The sequence below is a fragment of the Novipirellula methanifontis genome, assembly GCF_052161655.1.
Lineage (GTDB): Bacteria > Planctomycetota > Planctomycetia > Pirellulales > Pirellulaceae > Novipirellula.
This window is the reverse complement of record NZ_CP197418.1, coordinates 4,406,979-4,424,566: the sequence shown is the minus strand read 5'-3', so window position 1 is coordinate 4,424,566 and position 17,588 is coordinate 4,406,979. Positions and strand designations below refer to the sequence as shown.

The window sequence follows — 17,588 nt, the reverse complement described above, 5'->3', positions numbered from 1 at the left end:
GTGTTTCCTGAGGGGATAGGAGTTAGTTTTTCGTTGGGGGAGTTCAAGCGGATGAGTTCACCAGTTTGGTGTCAGCGTCGATGGCATTGCGCGGTCGTCTCCAAAGGATAACAAGGTAAAGCGGAATCAGAAAATGTGGGGCACGCAGGACGGCTTCGTGCAGGAATTGGTCGGCTCCCCAATAGTTTAGACTCCACGACATGCCAGCCAAGGGACGAGCGACTGCGGTCAGAAATCCCCAGATCACAGCATAGCCGGCCGCGACCCGACGTAGTGGCAGAATGAATATCGCCACGCAAACGACGAAATCGAGCACGCCAAAGGTACGTAACATCGCGTTGGCGGTTTCATATTCAACATCCAATGCAATGGAAATCATCCCATAAAAGCTGCCGGGCGTCGGCCACAATCCGATCGCATAACAACCGTGGCCTGCAAACGTCATCACGAGGGCGACCATCGCGGTGACCACTGTGACGCGATGACGAGCTCCGAGGCCGAGAGCCATCACCAATAAAACAGGAGCGAGAATTTGCCCGCCGTGCTCAAAGAACATCGGTGCTTGATTCTGCGACGCGACATACTTTGCATAGCTCAAAACAACGAGCAGTCCACTGCCACCGACCAGACCCGCCATTTGAAAATATGATTTGGAGCGTACCGTCAATGTCAACACGGTGCACGCGAGATAGAGCCAAGTGATGCGAGCGATCCATGTTTGCAGCCAGCCATCGTCGGCACCAGTGCCAACAAACTCATCCCAGCTGATGCCCAACCAATTCGCGAAATCATACGTGGCGTCTTGCCAGAGCAGGATTCCATAGGGCCCTTCCCAATAGTAATGCACCCAGGTCCAGCCTGCGAAACACAGCAGCGCGGCCAAACGGAGGACAAGGATCAGGTTTCGATCAGCGTCGCCTTCGTCCGATGTTCGCTCGTCTCCCGTTCGCTCTGCGGCTAATTCCGTTCCGTTGGCTTTCATCATCACAGAATCGAGAGATACTTATTGCGGGCGTTCACGAAAGGCTTGGGTTCCGATCCTGCATTGTAATCGGACGACGATTTGGTTTGTGGGCAATTGCCCCGGAAGTCAGGGCAATTTCGATGAGGAAATCGACGCTTGCTTGACTGCCACTTTTCTTAAGCTTTCTCGTAATTGTGAAGCCAACGGCGCTAGGCTTGACTGCTAAAACTTTGGGGTAGTTGTGATTTTTAGTTGCGCCGAATTTCTGCCACCTCTCCACCAACTTCGTCGGTGGAGAGGTAACTGCTATAAGCCGGAAGAAAAACTCACGCCCAATATACGATGCCAACACCAAAGTTTTAACAGTCCAATGCCATCTACTTTGGTAGCGTTCGCGCCGCACCGCTACAAACGCCGAACGAACTTACGAGTTTTGACGTTCGATCGTTGAGTACATGGCGTCCGTATCCAGCATCGTCGCATCGGCGATCGTGATGGCATAAACCGCCATGGACGCGGTCGCGATCACTTCGAGAACCTGCTCGTTGTCCAAGCCTTGCTGACGCAGACGGGCAAAGTCATCGTCATCCAATTGATGAGGCCCGGCGGCACACTTGACCGCAAATTGAAGGATATCGCGAATGCGATCCGGCAGTTTTTCGCTGAGTCCTTCCATCACTGCCTGAATCGTGCTGTCCTCGACACCAAGGATTCGGCAACAGGCGGTGTGTGCATCGCGGCAATAATTGCACTCGCGATCCACGGCAATCGCCACAAAGATCAGTTCCTTCGTCGACCTGGGAAGTCTGCCCTGAAGAAGAATATTCTTAACGAGTCCCCACGTCCCAGCCAACATTCCTGGCGCAGTGCCCTGAACACGGATAAAATTTGGTACCTCGGGAAATCCCATCCCGACCTGAAAGTCGCGGTAGACCTGTCCGACCTCTTTGGGTGCGTCAGCCTCTTGCTTCAGTGGGAAGCGTTGCATAATGAATCACCCTATCTCGTAAGCAGCCAAAGTCGATGTAGAAAATATGAGCTAAAAATAGCTGACTGGCACTGCCGAATCGCTAAAGTCGCCATGCGTGACTGACCCGAATTTTACCTTCGACACGCGCGGTCCGATAGTTATTAACTATGTGATAAAGGGAGTGGGATCGGGGGGAGAACCTGGATATCATGTCCTCAGACATACCCCGACGCGTCTTGAACGTCAATTTTGACGCCTGCACTGCATTTCGCAAACTCCTTGAATTCCTCGCTGACTTCGCCATGGCACCCACCACCCGTCACGAACAAATCCGCTCGCTTTTCAACCAGGCTGTGGACATGGTCGATACCGAGCGCCGCTGGTTTCTCGGCTCAATCGAAGACCGCGACCTCGCTGCGGACGTCGAACGATTGCTCGAATCGTCTGCCTGCTGCGGAAGCTTCCGTGATAAGAACAAGGATTCCGGTAGCAATTCGTGTTGAAAACGCCGATTGAGGAGAAATCGATCTAGATCTTGTGGCCGCGGAATTGTTAACACGACAACTGGTTCTTGTTCGCCAGCCCCACTACCGCGCCGAGAGCGAAAGCTTGCAAACCACTCGTCTGTCACCATCGACGCCATCCAATCCTGCGAATCGCAGCCGCACCCCGCGTCTGCACTCGTCGTGGATCGTCCTTTTTGCAATACTAGCATTGCCTTCAATCGGCTGTGTTCGTCGACGAATGACGGTTCGCACCAATCCGGCCGGTGCAACGGTTTCGGTCGACAACCAGGTCATTGGCACGAGCCCGGCTGCGTCGAGTTTCGTTTATTATGGAACTCGCGAATTCCGGATTGAAAAAGAAGGCTATAAAACCGAAACGATCCGACGTCGCTTCAATCCTCCTTGGTACGAGATGCCAGGACTCGATTTCATCTCGGAAACTTTGTGGCCAGGCGATCTGCGTGACGAACGAATCATTGATGTTGAATTGGTCCCCAAAACGCTCGCGCCGACAAACGAGATCGTTGAGCGTGCCGATTCCTTGCGAACTCAGTCCCAAACGGGAATGGTTAACGCACCGCGATAGACGGCTGTGAAACTCGTCGCTGCTAGCGGACTGCACCGCCTCGTCGCTCCCAGCATCATCCTGCTGCTGTTCGCTACCGTGCTGGTCGGCGTTGACCGATTAGCGTTTCGTGACGTGGGCCATTTCTATACGCCGCTGTATGATTACATCGGCCACCGCACTCGCGGCGAATGGCTGCCGCTCTGGAACCCATTGGACCAAACCGGAATCCCGTTAGTCGGCGAGACGACGACTGCCGTTTTCTATCCCGTCCGCTGGATCCTGTTTTTGCTGCCGATCAAGACCGACGCGGCTGTCGGCTGGTACGTTGTCATTCACTTGATCCTAGCAGCAATCACCACTCGCTACGCCGCCCGGCGCAGTGGGGCGAGCGGGATCACCGCAACGATTGCGGGACTCAGCTACTCGCTGTCCGGCAGCGTGCTGGTGTTGTACACGAACCCGCCGTTTTTGGTGGGAGCAGCGTGGTTGCCGCTGCTGATGTCGACGCTGATTCAGCGAGGGCACATGCCCCAAACACGTCGAGTGCTCGTCGCCGGTGTTGTGATGGCGATGATGATCCTGGGAGGCGACCCGCAAACTGTTGCCAACGTCGTGATCGTCGCGATCGTGGTGGCGTTCGGCCGCTGGGGACTGTCGTTGATCGCTCCGCGATCTTACGTTCGGAGCGAAGGGCAAACGGCTAAAAAAGAAGGCGTTATGATCGCGGAGCAATCAACGACTATACCCAACGTACTGACCGCGGAGCGATCAACGACAATGATTGCGGTCTTAGCGAGCTGTCTTGTTGCATCGATTCTCGCTCTGCCTCAAATTGCCGCGTCGGTTTCCTGGAGCGCTCAGAGTGACCGCGTGCTCCGCGATGACGATTCAAATTGGTTGGCTCCGCCGGTGCCCAGTTCACGACGCGGCCAGGCCTATCAATTCTCCGTCGCCCCCTGGCACCTGGCCGAGTGCGTTACGCCCAATGCGTTTGGCAGCCTGCTGCCGCAGTACCGCCGACTGAGCAGTTTGATCCCAGGCGATGGCCGAATCTGGACCCCGTCGGTTTACATGGGACTGCTGGTTGCAATCGCGTTATTGAGCACAGTGATCGGCATCGTCAGTCGCCAAAAGACTCGAAAACGAAACAGCGACGCAACCCTCTGGCTCGGTATCACTGTCGCCGCCACGCTCGTTTGTTTTGGACACTTTGGCGTCGTATGGCTTATCCAAAACGCAACGGGGACGCTTTCGCAAACCGACAGCGGCGCAGGGGGACTTTATTGGCTGCTTTATCACTTCGTGCCTGGCTACGATTCGCTTCGCTATCCGGCCAAGTGGTTGCCGATCGCCGCATTCGCAGCGTCAATGGTTACCGCGAATTGGCTTGAAAATCTGCCGCGCCATGCTTCGTCCACACGGCGTGCGATCCGAACGCTGGCATTCGTCTTTGTGATCGCATTCGTCGTCGTGGTGGCGATGCAAACAATTCTGAAGGACTGGATCGGCAACCCAGGCCAACTGCCATTCGATCCCTTTTGGGGGCCGCTGGACATTGCCGGCGGACTTCGCGAAGTTGCTTGGTCGATTGTCCATTCGATCGTCGCACTGGGCTGTATTGGGTGGGTACTGTTTCGCTTCTTCGGCAATCGTCTTTCGCGTACCGGCGCCGCACGCTGCTTGCTGGTGATTGTCGCCATCGACATTACGCTGTTTGCAGCGGGCAACATCGCCCGCGTTTCATCGAACCGTGACGCGATTCGCTCGATCCCAACGCCAGTCGCCAGTGCCGGAACGATGACACTGCGAACGCGAACGGGAAAAGGATGGCCAAGTGATTGGCGGACAAGCCGAGACGAGGACCGCTTGACCGAGGTCGAATTGAGCTCGGAAATCGCGTGGTTCGGTCGCTGGCACCTTGCCAATCGCGGTCATGTTCTCAACAACATGACCTCCATACGCTCTCAAGCGATGGCGATGTTTTGGAAATCCAGCTCTGATATCTCCAGCTCGATGTCGGCACACGAACGAGTCGAGTTTTGGGCTGCCGTGTCGCAGTGGTTAGGGATTGAACAAACGCTGAACTCGACCGAGGCATCGCGGCTCGTTTCCGAGTTGAAACTCGTCGAAACCCAAATCGGCCAAACTCCGTCGCATCCCGCTATCCAAGTTCACTTTGCGTGGTCGACACATCAACCCAGTGAAGCGGGCAGCGACGATTTTGAGTCGCTACTGCGAGAGGTGCTCGACGGCAACCACTTGCCCCGAGTCTACATGGACGCGCCCACCGGCGAATCGTCCTCTACAGATCGGACGGACGAACCGAACCAAAAGTGGGGCATCAAAAACGAAACCGCAGATTCGGTTGAAATGGAGATCGAGGTATCCGCAGCTTGCTTACTCGAGCGGACGACCTACCAAGACGGACATTGGCATGCAAAACTCGTCTCGCTCGACTCGGGGGAAACGCAATCCGCCACGGTTCACCGAGTCGACTATCTGAAACAAGGGGTGCTGGTTCCCGCGGGTCGTTGTATGGTCATCTTCGAGTACCGGCCGTGGTGGATGATCCCGTCGATCATCGCAGCGGTCGTCGCTTGGATCACTGCGCTGACATATTGGGGCAGAAAATCCGGATGGCTTCTTCGGCGTCGTGGACTCCCATCTCGCTGACGGCACGAGTGTCCGGATGCAAGCATGTCTTACGCAACGTGTCCTCATTCAGACTGGCAAGACCGCGGAAGCGATTGATCTTGATGCCTTCGATTCCCTGAGCATCGAGTTGCTCGCGAATAACCCGGTAGTGCTCTTCGCCGTACGCCAACAACGTGTCTTTGTACCGCCGAGCCGAAATCTCGAACATTGGCGCTCGCACCACCGACACGCGACCGGACTCCAACAGCGGTCGCATCCAGCGATAGAAAAACATCATCATCAACGCGCCACAGTGAATCCCATCGGCATCGGGATCAAACAGTAAAACCACTCGGTCATAACGTATCGTATTGAGATGAAAATAGTCCTCGATTCCCGAGCCCATCGCATCGATCAAGGCGGCATAGAGTTCATTACGTTCGATCGTACGCCGCGTCGATCGCAGCGTGTTCATCGGCTTGCCTTGCATCGGTAAAACCGCCTGAAACGTCGAGTCACGAGCCCGCGCGACGCTCCGTGATGCCGAATCCCCTTCGACCAAAATCAACTCGGCTCCCGAACCGAACCCGTGTTGCTGAGAATCGTGAAGCTTGATCGGTTGGCGAGGAAACATCGTGTTTTCCAGACTAGCAATAAAGAATTAAAACGTGGCACAGGCTGGAAGTTTTCCGTAGCGAAACGAAGTGTAGGGCCGGTTCCTACCGGCCACGCCTCTAAATCGAACAGGCCGGTGGGAACCGGCCCTACTTCCCTGAATCCCCTCTCGCTAAACTTCGCCGTGTTGCTTCCACCAATCGACGGCATCGTGACTGGTCCAAGGAAACTCGACTCGCAGGTCATCGATGGCGGCGGCCAGTTCACCGATCGAAGCGTAACGGTCCGCGGCGTTTTTGGCCATGCACTTAAGCACACATGTCCGGACTGCTTCGGGAACATCTTCACCGCGATGAATGCCCAATCCGATCGGCTGCTCGCTGATAATCAGCGCAAACAGTGACTCGGGATCGCATTCGGCGAACGGTGGCCGTCCGGCCAACAAATAATAGGCGACACAACCGACCGAATAGATATCCGAGCGAGGATCCATCACCGAGGGAGAACGAAATCGCTCGGGGGCCATGTACATTGGCGTGCCCGCCCAGATCACCTCGCGAGTCTGGTAGGTGCCCTTTTCGGGACTGAGTGGTTTCGCCAGCCCATAATCGAACACGACCGCCCAATCACCGACCGAGGGATCAAGTGACAACATGATGTTCTGAGGTTTTATATCGCGGTGCACCAAATCCATGCTGTGGGCCTCGCCCAACGCCTCGCAGACTTGTCGCAGCACAAACAACACACGTCCGATCGACTGAAACCCGCTACGAGCGACCACTTCTTGCAGCGTCAGGCCCGACAAGTATTCCATCACGCAATACGCTTCCCCCTCTTCGCTACGACCATAATCGTAGATCGTCACACTGTGAGGATTGGTCAGCGACGCAGCCAGTCGAGCCTCGCGATCGAAACGCAATTGATCTTCACGATTCTGGCGATCGCTTCGCAACAACTTCAGGGCCGCGTTTCGTCCCAACTGCAAGTGCTGGACTTTATAGACGACGCCCATCCCTCCGCTGCCCAATTCCGAGATGATTTCGTATCGGCTCAGCGGATGGACCGCCGCTTGATCGCGAGCCGACCTGCGAGCCAATCGTCCTGCGGACACCAATGCCGTGACGGTCAACAAACTTCCCAGTAGCAGAAAGCTGTACCACACAATTCGAGCCGCCGCGAAAGCATCACGCACGTCTTTTTCGACAATCACGGCCAATCGCCACCGCGGAATCCATCGCCATCCGCCCACCACCGACTCGCCCGCGTAATTTGCATACGGTTCGAGCTGGACTTTCGATTCACCCAACGTGGCCGCCGACGCTGATTCGGTCAACGGCAGCGATCGACGCACGATTGCATCCCGCGTGCTCTCGGTAATCACCGTTCCGGGGTCACTGACTCGCAAGCGTGCCACGATCGTCTGGGGATCCATATCGAATTGCGAGCGATGAAACAAACTTGCCGCATGCGGACTGAGGCTGATCATTTGACCATCACGGCTAATCGCATAAATATCCAATCCGCTGGATACACTGCTCTCGTGGAACAACTCATTGAACTCTTGGAACAGACCGATACTGTTGACGAGCAGTGCAGCAACCACGTCGGAATTTTCATCGCGAATCGGCACAATACAGGCCATCATGGGCTCGATCGCTTCGTTGTCAGAGCCAATGTCGGCCTCCGTCAAACTCGCTGGCCCGTCGCCTCGATCGGGACCATACACGACCGTTTCCCCTCGCAGCACTCGAGCGACATCCGACGTGCCGCTGGGGATCACAGGATGCCCCAGATCCGAATGATCCTCTCGCCAACTGGCAATCGTGGTAAAGGACTGGTTCCAAACGACAAATTTGATATCTGGTTTCCCCGACAAAATTTGCAGCTCACTACGGATCTGGGACGCCAGTGGAGCCGATTCAAGAACATCCAATTTCGATTTTCGGTCGCTCAGCTCGACTAAACCGAGGATCGAATCGCGAATCAATGATTGCCGGGCCCAGGACTGGACCAATTGAGCCTTGTCGTCAAGGAATCGGCCGGTCGCCAGATCGATACTGTTGCTGACGCCGGTCAATTCATTGCGTAGCGCCAATTGGACGCTGTTGGTCACGCTCACGTAGGTCAGATAGCCAACGATCAGCGTCGGCAGCACTGCGGCCAACCACAACCAACCCGAATTGATACGCCGAGCACGACGCGATTTACTGGCGAGCAGCAATTCGCTCGGTGAGGTGCGGTCCTTTGAACCCCGCGACTCAAAATCTTTGGGCGAAGCATGGGTACGCTCCGAGCCACGCTGGGTGATCTCGGACGCCGACACCTTCTTATCGGCACGCTCGGTGTCCGATTTGTTTGATTTGTCCGATTTACCAGGTCGCTGCGGATGAGTTTTCTCGGACGCGGAAGGGCGATTGGCTGGATGCGTCTTATGACTCTGTTTTGCAGTCTCTTCGCTGGCGGCGACCGTCGGTTGCCCTAATTCGCTTGGGGCGGGCACTGGCATCGCCTTGGCACCCTCGAGCTTTGCTAATTCCGCGTCATGCTCGTCGAGCAGCGACAGAACCTCCGCCATCAGCGCTTTGTCGTCTCCGATTTCGGTATCGAGAAAAGTTTGCCGCTCCGTACCCGAGAGTTCGTCAGCCGCAAAAAAGAGATCTCGGACACGAGCATAACGATCGGCATCCATCAATCCGATTCAGACTCCGTGCTCGAAACATCCCCGTCCTCGTCACCCCGTCGCAACTCACGACGCATCCAAGCGCGAGCCATCGCCCAGTCTTTCTCAATCGTGCGAAGCCCCAAGTTCATTTCCGCTGCGATTTCACGCATCGTCAGACCACCGAAAAACCGCAGCTCGACGATCCGAGCTTGCCGCTGGTTCAGGCTCGCCAAAATATTGAGCAAATCGTCCAAGGCGACCACATCGTCATCGCGACTCAATTGAAATGTAATCTCGTCGGTCAACATCCGTCGTTCCCAGCCGCCGCCGCGTTTTTGCGATCGGACTTTGCGAGCATGGTCGACAAGAATCCGCCGCATCACGGTTGCACCAATGGCAAAGAAGTGCGTTTTGCCCTGCCAATTGATCCGCGACTGATCAATCATCCGCATGTAGGCCTGGTGGACCAACGACGACGAACTCAAACGCTGGCGCATCGGCTCGTGCTGAAGAAACCGCCCCGCCAATCGGCGCAGGTCGTCATACATCAACGTAAACAACCGATCTGTTTCAGCCGGTTGCCCTTTGACGCTTTTTTCGACGAGTTCGTTTATTCCATCCATTTTTTTTGCCTGCGACCATCATAGCAGCGACGATACCCCTCTACCATTGTTGGGAATCTTTTTCCAAGGCAAGCTCCGTAAGACAAACAGAAGCTTCCAATCAGCAGGGAAACGCCGCCTCCTAACGGAATCACGTTTTCGAGGCGACCAAGACCTCGCGTTTTCCGCCTTGCGGTCCACGCATTTTAGCGACCTTGAATCCGACCGCCGTCAAGCGGTCCCGAACGTCCCTTTTCACGCAATACGTGACGAATCTGCCCTCTTTGTTCATCAGTTTGTACATCACTTCCAACATCGGCGACTGCCACAGGTCAGAGTTCGTATCCGGAGCGAAAGGATCGAAATAGATGGCATCAAATTTTTCGCCCTCGTAATGCCATTTCAGCGCATCAGCACAGTGCACCTCGACGACCTGGTCCTTTCCCGGTTTCCACTGGAACACGTGCGGCAATTCGTCGTCGACACGGTCTCGTTCCGGCATTTCAGATGGAACAGCGTCGGAACGCCACTGCAGATAACACGCGACCAGTGCTGGATCGCTCACCCACGAATCGGGGTCCAAGTCTTGGACCACATCTGCATTCAACCAATCGTACTCCACCGCTACGTAATCCAGCGGGGTGCCATGGTTGATCGCGTGGTCGAGCGTCAAGAACATCCCCATTCCGGTGCCAAGCCCAATTTCCAAGACACGAGTGGCACGCCCGTGAACCAATCGCTCATGCACGCCGCTGTTGAGCAAGTAAACCTGACGTGTTTCCGAAACAGCACCCGAGGAACTGTGGTAGCTAACGCCGCTGGTTTTATTGATAAGCGTGCGACTGCCATCGTCCGTCACTTCCATTTCGAACCGCCCATCCTGGCAGGGCAACTTGACTCTCGCAGCCCGTTGTTTCATCGCAGGTCGCCTCCGGAAAAGTAAATAGAGTTCGGAAATCAGAACGCCGTCACGTTCCCCCCTCCGGTTGGATCAATCAAATCGAGATAGCGGCAACGCCGCGAGAGACACATAAAGGGCGCCCCTTTTTTATGCAAACGACCGACAATCTTCGTTCCACATGCTAGTTGAGCGAAAAACGCTCAATCCCTGCCTGTCACCCTTCGCGTTTGCATTTGAATTCATCACGTTTTTATCGTTTTTGTGCGAAATCTCACAGACCACGTTATTTTAATCGATGGCGAGATACCGTTGGACTGCAAAGAAAAAGGGGGCAGCAGGCTACATGCAATCCCCTCCGATCAACACTCCCCCCCGCACTAATGCGCAAAGAGTGCGCAAACAGATGATTTACCGGAACTTAGTACTTGAGAGTTGAGATAATTTCTGTTTTCATAAGGTTGTAGATGTTCATGTATACGTTTAGTTCGGTTTTTCCCGAACTGACTAACGCATTCATTCAAGTCGTTGCTACAGCGACACGGACTCATAGCAAGCTTTCTTCATGACGAAAAAACTTCCTGCGACTATCACTAAGAAACTGGGAAAACTACCTGACTCGGAGTTAGCAGATAAGTCGGGATGGCCAATTGAGACCATCCAAGCTGCTCGACAGCTGCGGGGAATCATCCCACACGGATGGACCAAATGGAGCAAAAAGAACATCGCCTTACTGGGTACCCAATCCGATGTCGATATCGCAGCGAAGCTGGGAGTGACCAAAACCGCCGTCTCTCGTAAACGTGCCCAACTCGGCATTGAACCGTTCGGCTACTCACGTAAACAGCTGAGACACCGCTGGACGAAATCGCAACTCGCGTGGTTGGGAAAAATCTCAGATGCCGAGATTGGCCGGCGGTTGGAACTTGACGCCACGACGGTGGCGTCCAAGCGAGAATCGCTCGGAATCGACCCCATCCGGAAAGGACGCCCCGCTCGAAAATGGTCCAAGAAAGAACTCAATTGGCTGGGCAAACTTTCCGACGCCGAAGTTGCACGTCGCATGCAGATTGGTCGACGAAAAGTGATCGCGAAACGTCAATCACTCGGTATCGAGAACCCGACAGTCGCGGCAACCGAAGCACGCTGGACACCTGAAGTAATCAAGATGCTCGGCAAGATCCCCGATTCGAAGGTCAGCGAGAAGACGGGAATTCCGGTCAGCGCTATTAGCGGCTACCGAAGTCGTCACGGCATCCGCATCAACGGAAAACGCCACACTTGGACTCCCGAAGAAATCAAAATGCTCGGCAAAGTGCCCGACGAAGAGATTGCCAAAAAGCTTGGGATCAAAAAGGCGACAATTGCCACCAAACGTAGACGACTGCGGATCGAAGCTCCATCTAGCAATGGTCGCGCTAAGTAAAGTCATCTCGCGATCAGCAGCCTCGATCGCCCCCAAAGAACAGGAAGCCGAAAAGAGGCGATGCTTCGATTTTCACGCCGCTTTGCATTGATAGATAATTCCGCTGCGACGCCGGTCCACGGTGTCGATCGCGGACATGTGCTTCAGCGTGTAGGCAATCTTCTGAGCCACCCAGCGTGGGCGATCAATCCAGCCGGCTAAGTCCGACGTGTTAAAAACGGTCGTCCCTGCGGGCACGTTGACCAACGTCAGTAGATCTTCGACCGAACGGAACTCGTGCGTCGATTCAATTGACTCGAGACCGACGTCGTGAACCTTGTAGTCTTTCCGCCAGCGGCCGCGGCGACGCTTGCATGGAATCCGTGTCTCGATCACCTGGACCATCGGCACTTCGAGCACCAAATTGGGGTGCGGAAACACGCGAGTGAAATAGATCAGGTCCTCAAAAACTTCTAAGATGTCGCCACGCTTGGGACTCATCCGGCTCGATGTGATTGCCCCGCCCGCCTTTTTCGCTTTGGCGATCCGAGTCCTCCAGACCACTGGCTTGACGACACGCAGTTTATGGCGTGCCAGCAACTTTTGCGACTTATCGCGAATCGCTGACAACGACGCACATTGCACCTCGATCAATTCATCATTGCGAATTGCATCGATCCGATACTCGCCAAGCACCACTTCGGTACTAGCCTCATCGGGTGCGTAACATCGCTTGAGTTGCTGGTGCAGTGATGTTTCCAAAGTTCGCTCCGCAGCCATCGCCAAACGATGAGTTTTATGTAATGTCGCAGCCGTATTGGTTACGGCTCGATGCCAAAATCACGAATCGTCGTCAGCACCTTCAGTTCGAGACCTTTGGCTGCAAACGCTTCGGCGCCACCTGCTAGCCGATCGATAATTCCGATCACGTAGTCGACTTTCAGCCCAAACGCCTGAGCCGCCTCGACCGCTTTGATCGCACTGCCACCACTGGTGATGACATCTTCGACGATCACGACACGTTGGCCGGGCTCGACAGGCCCTTCGACCTGTTTCCCCATGCCATGACCCTTTGGTTCTTTGCGAACCATGAATCCTTTGAGCGGCAAATCACGCTGGCCCGCGATCGTCACAATCGAGGCGGTGATCGGATCGGCACCAATGGCCATCCCGCCAACCGCATCGGGCAATTCGCCCGAGGACTCGATCACGCTGAGCATGCCTTCGGCGATCAAGTTCGCCCCTTTAGGATGCAACGTGATCTTTCGACAATCGAGGTAATAAGAAGCTTTCTTGCCACTGGCGAGCGTAAAATCGCCGGTTTGTAGAGCTTCGGCACGGATCAGATCTAAGAGTGCGTCTCGGTTGTAGGTCATAACGTTCAGCGATGGGATAGGTAAGTGATTTGACAGTGCAATCAATACGATGAAAGCACGACCAAAATCTTACCTGCGAATCGTCACCGAGGAACCCTGGGTCAAAATGCCATACAAATCGTCGGCATAATCGGCCGCAACGCTGATACATCCTTGATCGCTGGGCCGCGTCGCATAGGGGCTGCCGTGGATGCACAATTGACCGCCGAGATCGAGCCACAACGAACCGTAGGGATTCTCGGGGCTGTCCGCAGGCACGGGCGAACCCGTGGCACCGTAAAACGCCCGCTCGGATTGCTTGTCCTGAACCGTAAAGGTTCCCGGACGAGGCTGGGGATCCGTACCGACGGCGACGGGAAATCGCCCCGCGTACAAATCGCCTAGGAATAACGTCATTTCTTGTCGCGTCAGATCAACGTCGGCTCGAAACGGACCTCGGACCACTTTCAATTCCGTGCCAGGCAGCACGGTGATTGGATCTTCGATTCCGTTAATATTGGCTAACAATTGCCAAGGCACCTCGTACTTGACCGCAATCTGCATCAGCGTTTCATGGTGCCCGACGCGGTGTGGCTGCTCGAGCAGATGCCGCTTCGAGTAGATCACCTCAGCCGCCAATGGATCGAGTCGGTTGACCAAATCTTCTCGTTGGGACACAGGCAAATTCGGAGTGTGGTAGAACAAACTCAGAGTTTCGAGGGCCTCTTTGCGTTGGTCTGCATTGTATTGTTCGTCCGCCAATTTCAGGGCGTTCGCTAGCCCGGCATTGTTTTTCGTTGGATCCGACACGCCGCTAACCGTCGCGACTTGCTCAGCGCCCTCGGACAATTCAGAAAGTGCCGTGCCTGGAGTGCCCTCAGGATTGAACGCTACCGAACCATCCTCGGGAAGCTTGTTCTCATCCGAAGTGGGATCGGGCATATCAAAGGTCATATCCGTCGCTCCGTAATCAGCCGGAGTTGAGGAGGACATATTACTGGCTGATGCGAGACTGGCCTGGGTTCCGCCGGATGCTCCGAGGTCCATGTATGCGGGCGTATCGTCGCTAGGCTGGTGGACGGTCAGTCCATCGCTGCTGCTAGAGTCGGACAATTGGATGGAAACGCCGCTGGGCTGCACTCCATCGTTGTCTGCAAAGGAGCTGTTTGACGAACCCGCTGGCAAGTCGTTGAAAGATTGGCCGAATGTGGGAGCCGCGTTGCTTGCAACGGCAGTCGACTCGGGCACTCCGCTGCTGATCCCCATCTCGCCAAGCGATTCGGGCAACCCATTTTCGATGTCGAGGCCTCCCTCGTCCATCACGATGCGTTCGACCTCGGGTGGCAACGAATCAGGCGGTGTGGTTAGTGACATGTACGCTGTGTACATCACCGTCATCAACAGGACGATAATTGCCGCGGTTTTCAGCGTTTGCACGACGATTCTCCAAGACTCGGACGCTTCATGCGACCAACAAAATGGGCGATTGATTCCATTCAACCCGAGAAGATCTCGGACCATTGATGCGAACGTAATCAAAATTAAAGTGCCAACGCCAGACCATTCCGCTCAAGTTCATGGCAAAAGAGGGGTAGGTAACGACAAACCAAGCAAATCACACGGTTTGTCGTCAATTTTCTCGCCTACAATCTTCCTCGCCAACGCACCTGTTTCCCGAGCAACGACATGGCCAACGCACTCCATTGCAGCCCAATAAACAGCGTTGCTGCGACGCTGTGCAGTACGACTCCGACAATCGGTTGGCGAAAATTGACAGCCGCTATGGCTCGAGGCAAATGCGAGACGACGACGGCAATCCCAGCGACCGACATTGCCATCGATGAATGCGTCAGCACGGCGACCAGAAACGCAACGATCGGCAAGACGCTTGCACCGATTATCAGAACCGTAAACAGACCAATCACTTTCGGGTTTGCGATCCCTTCAGTCGCATTTTTCAGCAACCCTCGGATCACTTCCCCACCGTCGCGATACATCCTGCATCGAGCCAAAAAGGTGCCGTCAACGACATCGGTCATCATCCCGGATTGCCGGTAAACGCGTGGCAACTTGACGCCATCGTGGCGCGACGACTTGATCGCTTGATGAGTCCCTGCAGTCACGTAGTCACTGTGAAGTGTCAGAAACAACTGGCCACAACCAGCGGCGTACGCGGGGCTAGAACTCGCTCGCATCCGCGCCATCGGCAAAAAGCCCAGCAGGATGTAGTGCATCATCGGAATTAGCAATTTCTCAAGAAGCGCCCCGGTTTCTTGCTGAGGGAAGGCACTCAGCAGTGCAACTGCGTGCGTGTTCTGCCAGTCAACAAGAACCTCAATCGCATGAGGCTCCAGACGCACGTCGGCATCAAGAAACAGCAAGCGGGGATGCTTCGCCGCAGCGGCCAACTGCCAACAAGCATGCTGCTTTCCGTTCCAACCGTCCGGCAGCGGAGCTCCGCTAATGCATCGCACACGTTTGTCGATTTGAGCGAGGCCGGACACGATTGATGCTGTCGCGTCGTCCGAATCGTCATCCAGCACCAAAACTTCGACGTCGATGTTGGTGCTCGCTAACGCCGCTTGCACACATGCCGCGATCGAGTCAGCTTCGTTGCGAGCAGGAATGAGGACCGAGACTGCATCGGGGCGAGTTTTCCCTGCACGGGTTGCTGCATTCGCGTACGCCCCCTCGGCAGCCAACGATTGGCTGTCCGGCAAACGAAACAGCGGCAGATTACGTAAAAACATCACTGCGGGCAAAAATGCCAACACCACAGCAATCAGCGACAATGTCATCATTCCAGCTTTTTCCCGTGGGATGCCTGGAATCGCCCTCCGGTTGCAAAAGCTTTCAACCGACGCATCGAATCGTAAACGACTCCCGCACCACGAACACCCGCCAACACGTTTTCAAACGCGTCAGAATCTCTCGCGATCACACACTCGCCAAGCAGCGTTTGATTTGCACGCATTCGATCCGTCAACATCGCTTGCCAATCTGCTTTGGAAGCGTTCGGATGGTCGGCCACATAGACCGGTTCCCCAATCCTGCACAAACACTCGGGCAATCGCTCTTCCCAAAACACATACTCAATCGCAAACGGCAAAACGCAACCACGTTGCATCCGAGTGCACAAATGAGCCATGCCCGGCATCAATTCGGCCGAGTGGTCGCGTGCGTCGGCGAATCGTCCCTCGGGCGTCAACCACAGCGACGTCGATTCACTCATCAACACTGACTTGCTCTGTTTCAAGAACGCCGCTGCTCCGGCGATCGAATTCATTTGGACGCCATAAAAACCAAGCTTTGCAAACACGCGGTACTGCTGCAGCGCGGCAGCGTCGATCGGCGCATAGAACTGACGTTGTGGAAATAACCGTTGATTTAAGAAATGTGCCGTTAACGGATCCCACCAAGACGGATGATTCGCCAAAACCAACAACGGTTGATCTGCAGGAACATTGATGCGTGGAAGCGAGTCTCGCGTCATCGCGATCGAATGGAAATGACGACGCAGATACTTTGCCAGGAATCGATGGAAACCGTTCTGTAGCCAGCCGCTCACTGGCGGCGGCTTATCATCATTGTCTTCGCTGTTCATCGAATCGATTTCAAAACTGAGTTACGATCAAATACATCAGTCCTAAAATCGCACTGAGCGCCAACATTCGGATCGAACGCGAAATGAAACCATACTTCGAATTCGAAACATGCGAATCGAGCATCATGCAAATCGCGATTTCACGTTTTAATCCACTCATTCCAATCCGTTCCATCTCGTCCGCAAACTGCTCGGATTGATCGATCGTGTAGTGCGCCGAAATGGCCGCGGGATGAAAGTGGTTGGCGCGACCAATCGACGGATGTTTGCCTTGGTAACGAAAAGGCAAAATGCAGCTAAACGCCAGCACGCACGACCAGATCATCGAGATCAACCACAACAAGAACGTTGCGGAAACCAGCGACGTCCACCAAACCGTCGGATGCGACTGGTCCGTGCGAATGTATTCGTGAATCGTCGGCACCAAGACGCCACACAATGCTCCGTTGACCGCCAGCACCGCAGCCGCTTTGGCATCCGCAAATCGAATCCACTCGCCAATGATCTGGTAGGTTTCGATCAGATTTTCGGCTTCGAGCGCATTCTGAGTGTCGTCGTCCAGACGTGGTCGCGTCGAAACGACCGGGCTGGACGCTCCAGCGGCCGCAGACGCGGCCGCGTTGTTTTCGTTGGCAGTCTCGCTCAACGGTTCGGTCATGGATTCGACTCTCGTATAGTTGGGAAACAATTCGCTGACGCATCGCCAAGCGGGTTTTAGGCGTCTGCATGAATTAAACGGGCACAACGCACCATCAACAATGGCGCCGAAACCTTGAAATATTAGCGGTTTGCTGGTTTAGTGAGC

Annotated in this window: 16 protein-coding genes; 4 read left to right on the top strand and 12 right to left on the bottom strand. The window is 55.0% G+C overall.

Annotated features, from left to right (window positions below):
* Positions 1 to 43: 43 nt before the first annotated feature.
* Both SH528x_RS15635 and SH528x_RS15630 read right to left on the bottom strand, forming a co-directional pair.
* Positions 44 to 985 (bottom strand): hypothetical protein, encoded by a 942-nt coding sequence (locus SH528x_RS15635; RefSeq protein WP_442511446.1) that lies wholly within the window; start codon positions 983 to 985, stop codon positions 44 to 46.
* 403 nt (positions 986 to 1,388) lie between these two features.
* Complete coding sequence (locus SH528x_RS15630) at positions 1,389 to 1,952, bottom strand: carboxymuconolactone decarboxylase family protein (protein WP_442511445.1); 564 nt, start codon at positions 1,950 to 1,952, stop codon at positions 1,389 to 1,391.
* Positions 1,953 to 2,143: 191 nt separating this feature from the next.
* On the opposite strand from SH528x_RS15630, the gene SH528x_RS15625 reads away from it, so the two are divergent.
* The 3 genes from SH528x_RS15625 to SH528x_RS15615 all read left to right on the top strand — a co-directional run bounded on the left by SH528x_RS15625 (position 2,144) and on the right by SH528x_RS15615 (position 5,681).
* Positions 2,144 to 2,437: a hypothetical protein gene (locus SH528x_RS15625; RefSeq protein WP_442511444.1), complete on the top strand. Its 294-nt coding sequence runs from the start codon at positions 2,144 to 2,146 to the stop codon at positions 2,435 to 2,437.
* Positions 2,438 to 2,678: 241 nt separating this feature from the next.
* On the top strand, positions 2,679 to 3,026 hold the full coding sequence (locus SH528x_RS15620; RefSeq protein WP_442511443.1) for a PEGA domain-containing protein: 348 nt from the start codon (positions 2,679 to 2,681) through the stop codon (positions 3,024 to 3,026).
* A gap of 6 nt (positions 3,027 to 3,032) precedes the next feature.
* Positions 3,033 to 5,681 (top strand): hypothetical protein, encoded by a 2,649-nt coding sequence (locus SH528x_RS15615; protein ID WP_442511442.1) that lies wholly within the window; start codon positions 3,033 to 3,035, stop codon positions 5,679 to 5,681.
* Here the strand turns inward: SH528x_RS15615 and SH528x_RS15610 are convergent.
* The 4 genes from SH528x_RS15610 to mnmD form a co-directional block, all read right to left on the bottom strand.
* Complete coding sequence (locus SH528x_RS15610) at positions 5,611 to 6,276, bottom strand: toprim domain-containing protein (protein WP_442511441.1); 666 nt, start codon at positions 6,274 to 6,276, stop codon at positions 5,611 to 5,613. The two genes, SH528x_RS15615 and SH528x_RS15610, sit on opposite strands and share 71 nt — an antisense overlap.
* 153 nt (positions 6,277 to 6,429) lie before the next feature.
* Positions 6,430 to 8,946: a serine/threonine-protein kinase gene (locus SH528x_RS15605; RefSeq protein ID WP_442511440.1), complete on the bottom strand. Its 2,517-nt coding sequence runs from the start codon at positions 8,944 to 8,946 to the stop codon at positions 6,430 to 6,432.
* Positions 8,946 to 9,542, bottom strand: coding sequence for an ECF-type sigma factor (locus SH528x_RS15600; protein ID WP_442511439.1), 597 nt, complete (start codon positions 9,540 to 9,542; stop codon positions 8,946 to 8,948). Before SH528x_RS15600 ends, SH528x_RS15605 begins: the two co-directional genes overlap by 1 nt.
* Positions 9,543 to 9,672: 130 nt before the next feature.
* Positions 9,673 to 10,440 carry a tRNA (5-methylaminomethyl-2-thiouridine)(34)-methyltransferase MnmD gene (gene mnmD, locus SH528x_RS15595; RefSeq protein WP_442511438.1) on the bottom strand — a complete coding sequence of 256 codons (768 nt, stop codon included), beginning with the start codon at positions 10,438 to 10,440 and terminating at the stop codon, positions 9,673 to 9,675.
* Positions 10,441 to 10,984: 544 nt separating this feature from the next.
* Between mnmD and SH528x_RS15590 the strand changes: the two genes are divergently transcribed.
* On the top strand, positions 10,985 to 11,845 hold the full coding sequence (locus tag SH528x_RS15590) for a DNA-binding protein (protein WP_442511437.1): 861 nt from the start codon (positions 10,985 to 10,987) through the stop codon (positions 11,843 to 11,845).
* 72 nt (positions 11,846 to 11,917) lie between these two features.
* Here SH528x_RS15590 and SH528x_RS15585 read toward each other — a convergent pair whose 3' ends face one another.
* The 6 genes from SH528x_RS15585 to SH528x_RS15560 all read right to left on the bottom strand — a co-directional run bounded on the left by SH528x_RS15585 (position 11,918) and on the right by SH528x_RS15560 (position 17,441).
* The gene (locus SH528x_RS15585; protein ID WP_442511436.1) at positions 11,918 to 12,604 is read right to left on the bottom strand and encodes a hypothetical protein; all 687 of its coding nucleotides are present in this window, start codon (positions 12,602 to 12,604) and stop codon (positions 11,918 to 11,920) included.
* Positions 12,605 to 12,645: 41 nt separating this feature from the next.
* Positions 12,646 to 13,200 carry an orotate phosphoribosyltransferase gene (pyrE, locus tag SH528x_RS15580; protein WP_442511435.1) on the bottom strand — a complete coding sequence of 185 codons (555 nt, stop codon included), beginning with the start codon at positions 13,198 to 13,200 and terminating at the stop codon, positions 12,646 to 12,648.
* A 69-nt stretch (positions 13,201 to 13,269) separates the two neighbouring features.
* Complete coding sequence (locus tag SH528x_RS15575) at positions 13,270 to 14,616, bottom strand: L,D-transpeptidase family protein (RefSeq protein WP_442511434.1); 1,347 nt, start codon at positions 14,614 to 14,616, stop codon at positions 13,270 to 13,272.
* Positions 14,617 to 14,822: 206 nt separating this feature from the next.
* The gene (locus SH528x_RS15570; RefSeq protein ID WP_442511433.1) at positions 14,823 to 15,980 is read right to left on the bottom strand and encodes a glycosyltransferase family 2 protein; all 1,158 of its coding nucleotides are present in this window, start codon (positions 15,978 to 15,980) and stop codon (positions 14,823 to 14,825) included.
* Complete coding sequence (locus SH528x_RS15565; RefSeq protein WP_442511432.1) at positions 15,977 to 16,783, bottom strand: lysophospholipid acyltransferase family protein; 807 nt, start codon at positions 16,781 to 16,783, stop codon at positions 15,977 to 15,979. Before SH528x_RS15565 ends, SH528x_RS15570 begins: the two co-directional genes overlap by 4 nt.
* Positions 16,784 to 16,793: 10 nt before the next feature.
* A complete protein-coding gene (locus SH528x_RS15560) occupies positions 16,794 to 17,441 on the bottom strand; it encodes a hypothetical protein (protein WP_442511431.1) in 648 nt (215 codons plus the stop codon).
* Positions 17,442 to 17,588 lie beyond the last annotated feature (147 nt).